The following is a 12358-nucleotide window of genomic DNA, read 5'->3' on the forward strand; positions in this document are numbered from 1 at the left end:
GAGACAAGGGAAACCGCAGGTTAGATAGGTATAATTCTGCCAGACATCGGAGCTCGAAGACGCATGCCGCAGACAAAACACGCAATAACCGACGTACAGTCCCTCTTGCACGGCCATTTGCCGCAGCTGGCGGCGCGCTCCCCGGACGACCATAAAGGCCGGTTTGGCCACCTGTTGGTCATAGGTGGCGACCGCGGCTTGGGTGGCGCAGCCTTGCTGAGCGCAGAAAGTGCCTTGCGCAGTGGCGCGGGCATGGTGTCCCTGGCAACGCGCCTGGAGCACGTGCCAGCTGCTTTGGCTCGCTTGCCGGAAGTCATGACGGTGGGTGTGAGCTCGGCCAACCAACTGATGGGCCTGCTGGAAAAAATCTCGGTCATTGTGATCGGGCCTGGCCTTGGAGACGCGTCCTGGGGCAAAAGCCTGCTGTCTGTGGCCGCCAACGCCAAGCAACCGCAAGTCTGGGACGCCGACGCCTTGAACCAACTCGCCAGCGGCAGCGTCAGCTTGCCGGCCAACTGCGTGATCACCCCGCATCCGGGGGAGGCCGCGCGGTTGTTGGGCATTTCGATAGCCGAGGTTCAGGCCGATCGTCTTAGGGTGGCGCGCGCGTTGAGCCAGACATTCAATGCAGTGGCTATCCTCAAGGGGGCTGGCAGTTTGATTGCCAGCCCGGACGGACGAGTTTCACGGTGTGAACAAGGTCATCCGGCGATGGCAACTGCAGGGCTGGGCGATGTCCTGGCCGGCCTGGTGGGCGCGTTGCTGGCCCAGGGCATGCAGGCCTATGAGGCAAGCTGTCTGGCGGTTTGGTTGCACGCCACGGCGGGCGATCGCCAGGGCACCTTTGGTCGTGGCTTGGCTGCCAGCGACTTGATACCTGCCATTCGTCAATTGTTGGAGGAGCAGTCGCCGTGTCTGAAGTAATCCTTTTCCTGGCCGATGAAGAGGCCACCGTTGCGTTCGGGCAACGCCTTGCGCAGGTGACGGCGGGGACAGGGCTGATCTTTCTGGAAGGCAACTTGGGGGCGGGCAAGACCACGTTGTCCCGAGGGATTATCCGCGGGTTGGGCCACACTGGGGCAGTAAAAAGCCCTACGTTCACCCTGGTCGAACCCTACGAAATCGGTGCGGTGCGCGCCTTCCACTTTGACCTCTATCGTCTGGTGGACCCCGAAGAGTTGGAATACATGGGGATCCGGGATTACTTCGATGACGATGCGTTGTGCCTGATTGAGTGGCCAGATAAAGGCACAGGCTTTTTGCCAAAGCCTGACATGACCATTACCATTACGCCGCATGAGCACGGGCGTCAGTTGAAGTTGTTGCCCCAGAGCGCGCGCGGCCAGTCGTGGTGCGCCGCTTTGGCATTGGAATTCAAATAATTGGTGGGGTTAGGTATGCGCTTTCGCGCGTTGGTTGCTGTCGTGGGGGTGTTGCTTGCGGCAATGACTGTCAATGCTCTGGCTGCTTCACAGGTAAAAAGTGTGCGCCTGTGGCGAGCGCCGGATAACACGCGACTGGTGTTCGACCTGTCTGGGCCGGTCCAGCACAGCGTCTTTACCCTGACGGCGCCCGATCGCCTGGTGATCGACATCAACGGCGCGACCCTGGCCGCGCCGTTGAAAGTGTCCACCGCCAATACCCCGATTACCGCCATGCGCTCGGCCCAACGGACACCGACCGACCTGCGCGTGGTGATCGACCTGAAAAAGGTCGTGACCCCGAAAAGCTTCTCCCTGGCGCCTAACGCCCAGTACGGCAACCGACTGGTGGTCGACCTGTTCGACAATGCCGCCGATGCCAACCCGCCACCTGCACCGCCCCCGAGCGTTGCGACTGTCCCGGCGGTTCCGGTCAATCCGTCGCAACCGCAGGTCAAGCTGCCTCCGCCACCACCGGCTCCGGCCGGCAAGCGCGACATTATCGTGGTGATCGATGCTGGTCACGGTGGTGAGGATCCGGGTGCCTCCGGTTCACGCGGTCAGCATGAAAAAGACGTGGTACTGGCGATTGCCCGTGAACTGCAGCGTCAGATCAATGCGATGAAAGGCTACCGCGCCGAGCTGACCCGTACCGGCGACTACTTCATTCCATTGCGCGGCCGTACCGAAATCGCCCGTAAGAAGGGCGCCGACCTGTTCGTGTCGATCCATGCCGACGCCGCGCCTTCGGCCGCAGCCTTTGGCGCCTCGGTGTTTGCCCTGTCGGATCGCGGCGCTACCTCCGAGACCGCGCGTTGGCTGGCCGACAGTGAAAACCGTTCCGACCTGATCGGCGGAGCCGGCAACGTATCACTCGATGACAAGGACAAAATGCTCGCCGGTGTGTTGCTCGACCTGTCGATGACCGCTTCGCTGACGTCCAGCCTGAACGTCGGCCAGAAGGTCCTGAGCAATATCGGCCGCGTTACGCCGCTGCACAAACAGCGCGTAGAGCAAGCGGGCTTCATGGTGCTGAAATCGCCGGACATCCCCTCGATCCTGGTGGAAACCGGCTTTATCTCCAATTCCAACGAAGCCTCGAAACTGGCGACCGGCAGCCACCAGCAGGCGCTGGCGCGTTCCATCAGCGCCGGTGTTCGCCAGTTCTTCCAGCAGAATCCGCCACCGGGCACCTATATCGCCTGGCTGCGTGACTCCGGGAAAATCGCTCAGGGCCCGCGCGACCATCGCGTGCAGCCCGGCGACACCCTGGCCATGCTGGCCGTGCGTTTCCAGGTGTCGGCCGCTACCTTGCGCAGCGCCAACAACCTGAAGACGGATGAATTGAAAGTCGGCCAGGTGTTGACCATCCCTGGCACTGAATTGGCGGCACAGTAATGAGCGAATCCATTCTGGACAACGGCTCACGCATCGAACTGCTGAGCCCACGTCTTGCCAACCAGATTGCGGCGGGCGAGGTTGTGGAGCGTCCGGCATCGGTGATCAAGGAACTGCTGGAAAACAGCATCGACTCCGGCGCCAAGCGCATTGATGTCGACGTGGAGCAGGGCGGCGTCAAGCTGCTGCGGGTGCGTGATGATGGCAGCGGCATTTCTTCCGACGACTTGCCGCTGGCCTTGGCGCGTCACGCCACCAGCAAGATTCGCGACTTGGAAGACCTGGAACGGGTGATGAGCCTGGGCTTTCGCGGTGAGGCCCTGGCCTCTATCAGCTCTGTGGCGCGCCTGACCCTGACGTCTCGCACTCGCAGCGCCGAGCAGGCCTGGCAAGTGGAAACCGAAGGTCGCGACATGGCACCTCGGGTCCAGCCGGCAGCCCATCCCGTCGGTACTTCGGTGGAAGTGCGCGACCTGTTCTTCAACACCCCGGCGCGGCGTAAATTCCTCAAGGCCGAAAAAACCGAATTCGATCACCTGCAGGAAGTCATCAAACGCCTGGCCTTGGCCCGCTTCGACGTGGCGTTTCACTTGCGTCATAACGGCAAGACCATCCTCAGTTTGCACGAAGCCCACGATGACGCCGCGCGTGCTCGCCGTGTGTCGGCGATCTGCGGGCCGGGGTTCCTGGAGCAGGCGCTGCCGATTGAAATCGAACGCAATGGCCTGCGGCTGTGGGGCTGGGTCGGCTTGCCGACCTTCTCCCGCAGCCAGGCGGACTTGCAGTATTTCTTTGTGAATGGCCGTGCGGTGCGCGACAAACTGGTGGCCCACGCGGTGCGCCAGGCCTATCGCGATGTGCTGTTCAACGGGCGGCACCCAACGTTTGTGCTGTTTTTTGAGGTCGACCCGTCGGTGGTGGACGTTAACGTGCACCCCACCAAGCACGAAGTGCGCTTCCGTGACGGACGCATGGTGCACGACTTCCTCTATGGCACCTTGCACCGCACCCTGGGTGATGTGCGCCCAGACGATCAATTGGCCGCGCCCATTGTGACGGCCGTGGTCCGCCCGAGTGGCCCGCAAGCCGGTGAGTTTGGCCCCCAGGGCGAAATGAGCCTGGCGGCCAACCTGTTGCAATCGCCGCAGTCGCAACCGTCCTATACCGCGCCGAATGCCGGCGCCGGCTCGGGTTATCAATACCAATACACCCCGCGTCCACAGTCGGCGGTGCCGGTGGCTGAGGCCCAGGCTGCTTACCGCGAGTTTTTCGCGCCGCTGCCGGGTGCTGAACCGGGCGCGCCGGTTGCCCTGCCGGAAGGCGGTGGAGATATCCCGCCGTTGGGCTACGCGTTGGCGCAGCTCAAGGGCATCTACATCCTGGCGGAAAACGCCCATGGCCTGGTGCTGGTGGACATGCACGCCGCCCACGAGCGGATCATGTACGAACGCCTCAAGATTGCCATGGCCAGCGAAGGCCTCAGCGGCCAGCCGCTGCTGGTGCCGGAGTCGCTGGCAGTCAGCCAGCGCGAGGCCGATTGTGCCGAAGAGCACCACAGCGTGTTCCAGAAGCTGGGCTTCGAACTGCAGCGCCTGGGCCCGGAAACCCTGGCCATCCGTCAGATTCCTGCGCTGCTCAAGCAGGCCGAGGCCAACCGGCTGGTGGCCGACGTACTGGCTGACCTGATGGAATACGGCACCAGTGACCGCATCCAGGCCCACATCAACGAACTGCTCGGCACCATGGCCTGCCACGGTGCCATTCGCGCCAATCGCCGCCTGGCCTTGCCGGAAATGAACGGCCTGCTGCGCGACATGGAAAACACCGAACGCAGCGGGCAATGCAACCATGGCCGACCGACCTGGACCCAGATGGGCCTGGACGATCTGGACAAACTCTTCCTGCGCGGCCGTTGATGAGTGCCTTGCCCCCCGCCATCTTCCTGATGGGCCCTACGGCCGCCGGCAAGACCGACCTGGCCATCGAGCTGACCAAGGTGCTGCCGTGCGAGCTGATCAGTGTCGACTCGGCCCTGGTTTACCGGGACATGGACATCGGCACCGCCAAGCCATCAAAAGCGCTGCTGGCCCAGTATCCGCATCAGTTGATCGACATCATCGACCCGTCAGAGAGCTATTCGGCCGCGGATTTTCGCACAGACGCCCTGGCTGCCATGGCTGACATCACCGCGCGAGGCAATATTCCGCTGCTGGTGGGCGGCACGATGCTCTATTACAAGGCTTTGCAGGAGGGCCTGGCGGACATGCCGCCGGCCGACGCCCAGGTGCGCGCCGAACTGGAAGAAGAGGCTGCACGCCTTGGCTGGCAAGCCTTGCACGACCAGTTGGCGTCGGTAGACCCAATATCTGCCGCGCGCATTCACCCCAATGACCCCCAGCGCCTCACTCGCGCCTTGGAGGTCTGGCGTGTCAGCGGGCAGACCATGACTGAACACCGGCTGAAACAAAGTGCGCAAAGTGCTGACGCAGGCGCATCTGGCGCATCACAATTGCCCTATACTGTGGCGAATCTGGCCATCGCTCCGGCAAATCGCCAGGTGCTGCATGAACGAATTGCACAAAGATTCACAATTATGTTGGAACAGGGGTTTGTGGACGAGGTCGTAGCTCTGCGTTCCAGAGGTGACCTGCACCCAGGGTTACCTTCGATACGTGCTGTAGGCTACCGTCAAGTCTGGGATCATCTGGATGGCAAGCTGACGTCAGCCGAAATGCAGGAACGCGGCATCATTGCCACGCGCCAATTGGCGAAACGCCAGTTCACCTGGTTGCGCAGCTGGAGCGATTTGCACTGGCTGGACAGTCTGGACAGCGACAATCTGTCACGCGCCTTGAAATACTTGGGAACGGTCTCCATATTGAGCTGAGTCCCTGCAATTGCCGTCTATCCTTGGGGGTGTGACGGCCATAAGCTATCTATTTTCCGATTTTTTTATTATTGATCCTTAAAGGAGTGCGGCACATGTCAAAAGGGCATTCGCTACAAGACCCTTACTTGAATACTTTACGTAAAGAGAAAGTGGGGGTTTCCATCTACCTGGTCAACGGTATCAAGCTGCAGGGCACGATCGAGTCGTTCGACCAGTTCGTGATCCTGCTGAAGAACACCGTCAGCCAGATGGTCTACAAGCACGCTATCTCGACAGTCGTTCCAGTTCGTCCAATCCGTCTGCCTAGCGCAGCAGGTGATGATGCAGCTGACGCTGAGCCAGGTAACGCCTGATAGGAGTCTCCTTTGTTCTTTGAGCGCCACGGTGGTGGTGAGCGAGTAATCCTCGTTCACTTGGATGGACAGGACCCTGAGGCGCGCGAAGATCCGCAGGAGTTTCAGGAGTTGGCAAATTCGGCCGGCGCCGAGACCGTTGCGTTTTTTAACGTACCGCGTCATCGGCCAACCGCCAAATTCCTGATTGGCAGCGGCAAGGTCGAGGAACTGCGCGACCTGGTGCACGCCGAAGAAGCCGATCTGGTGATCTTCAATCACGTCCTCACGCCCAGTCAGGAACGTAACCTCGAACGTGTCTTCGAGTGTCGCGTGATCGACCGTACCGGTCTGATTCTCGATATTTTCGCCCAGCGCGCCCGTACCCATGAAGGCAAGCTCCAGGTCGAACTGGCCCAGCTTGATCACATGAGCACCCGCCTGGTCCGCGGCTGGACTCACCTTGAGCGTCAAGGTGGCGGCATCGGCATGCGTGGTCCGGGTGAAACCCAGCTCGAAACCGACCGACGCCTGTTGCGGGTTCGCCTGCGCCAGATCAAGGGTCGCCTGGAGAAGGTACGCAGCCAGCGTGAGCAATCACGACGGGGTCGTTCCCGTGCGGATATCCCGACCGTGTCGCTGGTGGGCTATACCAACGCCGGCAAATCCACACTCTTCAATAACGTGACGAAATCGGACGTGTACGCGGCCGACCAACTGTTCGCCACCCTCGACCCGACCTTGCGTCGTCTGGATCTGGACGACCTGGGGCCGATTGTCCTGGCCGACACCGTAGGTTTCATTCGTCACTTGCCGCACAAGCTGGTCGAGGCATTTCGGTCTACGCTCGAAGAGTCGAGCAACTCCGACCTGCTGTTGCACGTGATCGATGCGGCCGAACCGGATCGCATGTTGCAGATTGAACAGGTGATGCTGGTACTGGGCGAGATCGGTGCCCAGGACTTGCCGATCCTCGAGGTCTATAACAAACTCGATTTGCTTGAAGGCGTTGAGCCACAAATCCAGCGCGATGAGAACGGCAAGCCCCAGCGGGTCTGGCTGTCGGCGCGTGATGGCAGTGGTCTTGAGTTGCTTGAACAAGCCATTGCCGAGTTGCTTGGCAGCGATTTGTTCGTCGGCACCTTGCGCTTGCCCCAGCGTTTTGCTCGACTGCGTGCACAGTTTTTCGAGCTGGGTGCGGTGCAGAAAGAAGAACACGACGAAGAAGGTGTCAGCTTGCTGGCCGTTCGATTGCCGCGCTCGGAGCTGAATCGGCTGGTCAGCCGTGAAGGCGTTGTACCGGCAGAGTTCATCGAACAACACACTTTGCAATAAAAGCCTCCTAAAGCGGTTGTGCCGCGGTGGCAGGCATTCTGTAGCATTGGTCGGCGCGCCGTGGGTGCGTCTTTGCTTTATCAGATGGAGAGCGCTATGGCTTGGAATGAGCCGGGTGGCAACTCGAATAATCAGGATCCTTGGGGTGGTAAACGCCGCAATAATGGCGACCGCAAGGGGCCACCAGATCTCGACGAGGCCTTCCGAAAGCTGCAGGAAAGCCTGAATGGGTTGTTCGGTGGTGGAAAAAAACGGGGTGGTGACGACGGTGGTCGCACAAGCAAGGGCGGCGGCTATGGCCTGCTGGGCCTGGGTCTTGTCGTGCTGGCGGCCGTATGGCTGTACAGCGCCGTCTACGTGGTGGACGAGCAGGAGCAAGCCGTGGTGCTGCGCTTCGGCAAATACTACGAGACTGTCGGCCCTGGCCTGAACATCTATTTCCCGCCGATCGACAAGAAGTACATGGAAAACGTCACGCGTGAGCGTGCCTACACCAAGCAGGGCCAGATGCTGACCGAAGACGAGAACATCGTCGAAGTGCCGCTGACCGTGCAGTACAAGATCAGCAACCTGCAGGACTTCGTGCTGAACGTTGATCAGCCGGAAATCAGCCTGCAACACGCTACCGAAAGTGCCCTGCGCCATGTCGTCGGTTCTACCGCGATGGACCAGGTGCTGACCGAAGGGCGTGAATTGATGGCCAGCGAGATCAAGGAGCGCCTGCAACGGTTCCTCGATACCTATCGCACCGGTATTACCGTCACCCAGGTGAACGTACAGAGCGCAGCCGCACCGCGCGAAGTACAGGAAGCCTTCGATGACGTGATCCGTGCCCGTGAAGACGAGCAGCGCTCGCGCAACCAGGCTGAAACCTACGCCAACGGCGTCGTGCCGGAAGCCCGTGGTCAGGCCCAGCGCATCCTCGAGGACGCCAACGGTTATCGCGACGAAGTGGTCTCTCGTGCCAAGGGTGAGGCGGATCGCTTTACCAAGTTGGTCGCCGAGTACCGCAAGGCGCCAGAAGTCACGCGTGAGCGTCTGTACCTGGACACCATGCAGGAAGTCTTCAGCAACACCAGCAAGGTTCTCGTGACCGGCAGCAAAGGTGGGCAGAACAACCTGCTGTACCTGCCGCTGGACAAGATGATCGAAGGTGGTCGTAGCAGCACCAGCGCACCGTCCACCGGTTCCACTGCCGCTGCCAACGAAGCGAGCGCCCGTGCGGCCGCTGACTTGCTGCAACAGCAAACACGTACCAGGGAGAGTCGTTGATGAGCAATAAATCGCTGACCGCCCTGATTGTGGGCGTCGTCGTGGTCATCGCTGCCTGGAACTGCTTCTACATCGTGGCTCAGACCGAGCGTGCGGTGCTGCTGCAATTCGGTCGCGTGGTCCAGGCGGATGTCCAGCCGGGCCTGCATGTGAAAGTCCCCTACGTCAACCAGGTGCGCAAGTTCGACGCCCGCCTGATGACCCTGGATGCACCGACACAGCGCTTCCTGACCCTGGAAAAGAAAGCCGTGATGGTTGACGCTTACGCCAAGTGGCGCGTCAAGGATGCCGAGCGCTTCTACACTGCGACCTCCGGCCTCAAGCAGATTGCCGACGAGCGTTTGTCGCGCCGTCTGGAGTCGGGCCTGCGTGACCAGTTTGGTAAGCGCACCCTGCATGAGGTGGTTTCCGGTGAGCGTGATGCGCTGATGGCTGACATCACCCGTTCGCTGAACACGATGGCGGAAAAAGAGCTGGGCATCGAAGTGGTTGATGTCCGGGTCAAGGCTATCGACCTGCCGAAGGAAGTGAACCGCAGCGTGTTCGAGCGGATGAGCACCGAGCGTGAGCGTGAAGCCCGTGAGCACCGCGCCAAGGGTAACGAGTTGGCAGAAGGCATCCGAGCGGATGCCGACCGTCAGCGCCGTGTCCTGCTGGCCGAAGCCTATCGCGAGTCTGAAGAGGCCCGTGGTGATGGCGATGCTCAAGCGGCGGCGATCTACGCCAAGGCCTACGGACAGGACCAGGAGTTCTACGCGTTCTACCGTAGCCTTCGCGCCTACCGTGAAAGCTTCGCGAACAAAACCGACGTCATGGTGCTGGACCCAAGCAGCGACTTCTTCCGCTACCTGGAAAAGTCCAAGTAACCAGCCTGTGATTCTGTAGGTGTCATCTCCGTCGGGCGGCTAAAACGCCTGGCGGGGTGATCCTTTCAGAAAACGGGTGTATGATGCGGCAGCCGGGAAATTCCCGGCTTTTTTGCGTCTGCATGTTTGATTCGGCAGGCGTGACAGGTTTTTCGAGGAAAGTGCCCGACGAGGCCGATTACAGGCCGTTCGTCACGTCGCTCTTGCGCGTGGTTTATGCAGGGGGCGGGTGTTTTCTGCTTCACTCAAGGCTCGGCCGAGGGCTGGCCGCCCGGATCAAAGGGGAATGGCGTAATGGCAACGGTAGACCGCTGGCTGCTGCCAGATGGCATCGAAGAAGTACTGCCACCAGAAGCTGCGCGCATTGAAGTAGCGCGTCGCCAGGTGTTGGATCTGTTCCAGAGCTGGGGTTACGAGTTTGTCGTGACCCCCCATATCGAGTACCTGGAATCCCTGCTGACCGGCGCGGGCCAGGACCTGGATCTGCGCACCTTCAAGGTCATCGACCCGCAATCGGGCCGGCAAATGGGTTTCCGTGCCGACATCACGCCGCAAGTGGCGCGTATCGATGCGCATACCCTGCGCCGCGAAGGTCCGAGCCGTCTTTGCTATGCCGGCAGCGTGCTGCATGCACAGCCGCGTGCGTTGTCGTCGTCCCGGAGCCCGATCCAGCTGGGCGCCGAGTTGTACGGCGATGCCAGCCCGAGCAGCGATGTTGAAGTGATCAGCTTGATGCTGGCCATGCTGCAATTGGCCGATGTGCCGGATGTTCACATGGACCTGGGACACGTGGGTATCTACCGTGGCCTGGCCCGTGCGGCCGGTTTGTCCGGTGAAGTGGAACAGCAGCTCTTCGATGCCTTACAACGCAAGGCCATCGATGAAGTGATCGCCCTGACCGCCGGTGTGCCTGCCGATCTGGCTGACATGCTGCGTGCATTGGTCAACCTGTGCGGCGGCCGTGAAGTGCTGGTCGCCGCGCGTCAGCGCCTGGCCAACGCGCCGGCGCCGGTACTGGCTGCGCTGGACGACGTGCTGGCGATTGCCGAGCAGTTGTCGGCGCGCTTCCCGGAGCTGCCGCTGTACTTTGATCTGGGTGAGTTGCGCGGCTACCACTACCACACTGGTGTGGTGTTCGCGGTATTTGTACCGGGTGTTGGCCAGGCCATCGCCCAAGGTGGTCGTTATGACGATATCGGCGCCGACTTCGGTCGGGCGCGTCCGGCCACTGGTTTCTCCACCGATTTGAAAACCCTGGTGACCCTGGGGCGTGCTGAGGTCGAGCTACCGTCTGGTGGCATTTGGATGCCCGACAGTACGGACGCAGCACTCTGGCAGCAGGTTTGCCAGTTGCGCAGTGAGGGTCAGCGTGTCGTCCAGGCTTTGCCTGGGCAACCATTGGCCGCCGCCCGTGAAGCGGACTGCGACCGGCAATTGATTCTGCAGAACGGGCTTTGGCAAGTATCGCCACTGGCTTCTTGAGTTTTCCTGCCGGCCATCGCCGGCACCAAGTTTGCGCGAATGAGGACAAGTGTTATGGGTAAGAATGTCGTAGTCCTGGGCACCCAATGGGGTGATGAGGGCAAAGGCAAGATCGTTGATCTGCTGACCGAACATGCTGCCGCCGTAGTGCGCTACCAAGGTGGTCACAACGCTGGCCACACCCTGGTCATCGATGGCGAAAAAACCGTCTTGCACCTGATCCCGTCGGGTGTACTGCGCGAAGGCGTGCAGTGCCTGATCGGCAACGGCGTCGTGGTTGCACCTGACGCCCTGCTGCGTGAGATCACCAAGCTGGAAGAGAAAGGCGTACCGGTGCGTGAGCGCCTGCGTATCAGCCCGTCTTGCCCGCTGATCCTGTCCTTCCATGTTGCGCTGGACCAGGCCCGTGAAAAGGCCCGTGGCGAGCTGAAGATCGGTACGACCGGTCGCGGCATCGGCCCGGCCTACGAAGACAAGGTTGCACGTCGTGGCCTGCGTGTGGGCGACCTGCTCAACATGCCGCGCTTTGAAGACAAGCTGCGTGAACTGGTGGATTACCACAACTTCATGCTGGTGGGGTACTACAAAGAGCCAGCCATCGAGTTCGAAAAGACCCTGGCCGAGTGCAAGGAATACGCTGAGCTGCTCAAGCCGCTGATGCTGGACGTGACCGCCGAGCTGCACGACCTGCGTCGCGCTGGCAAAGACATCATGTTCGAAGGTGCCCAAGGTTCGCTGCTGGACATCGACCACGGTACCTACCCGTACGTGACCAGCTCCAACACCACTGCGGGTGGCGTTGCGACCGGTTCGGGTGTTGGCCCGATGTTCCTGGACTACATCCTGGGCATCACCAAGGCTTACACCACTCGCGTAGGTTCGGGCCCGTTCCCGACTGAGCTGTTCGACGAAGTCGGTGCGCACCTGGCCAAGCAAGGTCACGAGTTCGGCGCGACCACCGGCCGTGCTCGTCGTTGCGGCTGGTTCGACGCGGTTATCCTGCGTCGCGCTATCGATGTGAACAGCATCTCGGGCATCTGCCTGACCAAGCTGGACGTGCTCGACGGTCTGGAAACCATCAACATCTGCATCGGCTACAAAGACGCAGAAGGTAAAGATGTGGCCCCGACTGACGCTGACAGCTACGTAGGTCTGCAGCCTGTGTACGAAGAAGTGCCGGGCTGGACCGAATCGACCGTGGGTGCCAAAACCCTGGAAGAACTGCCAGCGAACGCCCGTGCCTACATCAAGCGTGTTGAAGAGCTGATCGGCGCACCGATCGACATTATTTCGACAGGTCCGGACCGCAACGAAACCATCGTTCTGCGTCACCCGTTCGCTTAATAAGCTGTTGATGTAAAA

11 protein-coding genes are annotated in these 12358 nt (G+C 60.9%); all 11 read left to right on the forward strand.

Annotated elements, in window-relative coordinates; genetic code table 11:
- The first annotated feature begins 63 nt into the window (after window positions 1–63).
- The 11 genes from PF1751_RS02455 to PF1751_RS02505 all read left to right on the forward strand — a co-directional run bounded on the left by PF1751_RS02455 (window position 64) and on the right by PF1751_RS02505 (window position 12340).
- The gene (locus tag PF1751_RS02455; RefSeq protein WP_010213617.1) at window positions 64–924 is read left to right on the forward strand and encodes an NAD(P)H-hydrate dehydratase; all 861 of its coding nucleotides are present in this window, start codon (window positions 64–66) and stop codon (window positions 922–924) included.
- Window positions 912–1382, forward strand: coding sequence for a tRNA (adenosine(37)-N6)-threonylcarbamoyltransferase complex ATPase subunit type 1 TsaE (gene tsaE / locus PF1751_RS02460; RefSeq protein ID WP_010213616.1), 471 nt, complete (start codon window positions 912–914; stop codon window positions 1380–1382). The genes PF1751_RS02455 and tsaE overlap by 13 nt, the downstream gene beginning before the upstream one ends.
- Before the next feature lie 15 nt (window positions 1383–1397).
- Entirely contained in the window at window positions 1398–2819 is a 1422-nt protein-coding gene (locus PF1751_RS02465) for an N-acetylmuramoyl-L-alanine amidase (protein ID WP_010213615.1), read from the forward strand.
- Window positions 2819–4735: a DNA mismatch repair endonuclease MutL gene (mutL, locus tag PF1751_RS02470; protein ID WP_010213614.1), complete on the forward strand. Its 1917-nt coding sequence runs from the start codon at window positions 2819–2821 to the stop codon at window positions 4733–4735. The genes PF1751_RS02465 and mutL overlap by 1 nt, the downstream gene beginning before the upstream one ends.
- Window positions 4735–5706, forward strand: coding sequence for a tRNA (adenosine(37)-N6)-dimethylallyltransferase MiaA (gene miaA, locus PF1751_RS02475; RefSeq protein ID WP_010213612.1), 972 nt, complete (start codon window positions 4735–4737; stop codon window positions 5704–5706). The genes mutL and miaA overlap by 1 nt, the downstream gene beginning before the upstream one ends.
- Before the next feature lie 95 nt (window positions 5707–5801).
- On the forward strand, window positions 5802–6062 hold the full coding sequence (gene hfq, locus PF1751_RS02480; RefSeq protein ID WP_003171355.1) for an RNA chaperone Hfq: 261 nt from the start codon (window positions 5802–5804) through the stop codon (window positions 6060–6062).
- A gap of 12 nt (window positions 6063–6074) precedes the next feature.
- Window positions 6075–7376 (forward strand): ribosome rescue GTPase HflX, encoded by a 1302-nt coding sequence (hflX, locus tag PF1751_RS02485; protein ID WP_010213610.1) that lies wholly within the window; start codon window positions 6075–6077, stop codon window positions 7374–7376.
- A 96-nt stretch (window positions 7377–7472) separates the two neighbouring features.
- Window positions 7473–8648, forward strand: coding sequence for an FtsH protease activity modulator HflK (gene hflK / locus PF1751_RS02490; RefSeq protein ID WP_010213608.1), 1176 nt, complete (start codon window positions 7473–7475; stop codon window positions 8646–8648).
- Entirely contained in the window at window positions 8648–9514 is an 867-nt protein-coding gene (gene hflC / locus PF1751_RS02495; protein WP_010213607.1) for a protease modulator HflC, read from the forward strand. The genes hflK and hflC overlap by 1 nt, the downstream gene beginning before the upstream one ends.
- 294 nt (window positions 9515–9808) lie before the next feature.
- The gene (locus PF1751_RS02500; protein ID WP_010213606.1) at window positions 9809–10996 is read left to right on the forward strand and encodes an ATP phosphoribosyltransferase regulatory subunit; all 1188 of its coding nucleotides are present in this window, start codon (window positions 9809–9811) and stop codon (window positions 10994–10996) included.
- Between the two features lie 54 nt (window positions 10997–11050).
- The gene (locus tag PF1751_RS02505) at window positions 11051–12340 is read left to right on the forward strand and encodes an adenylosuccinate synthase (protein ID WP_010213605.1); all 1290 of its coding nucleotides are present in this window, start codon (window positions 11051–11053) and stop codon (window positions 12338–12340) included.
- Window positions 12341–12358 lie beyond the last annotated feature (18 nt).

This window comes from Pseudomonas simiae (genome assembly GCF_000934565.1).
GTDB lineage: Bacteria > Pseudomonadota > Gammaproteobacteria > Pseudomonadales > Pseudomonadaceae > Aquipseudomonas > Aquipseudomonas simiae.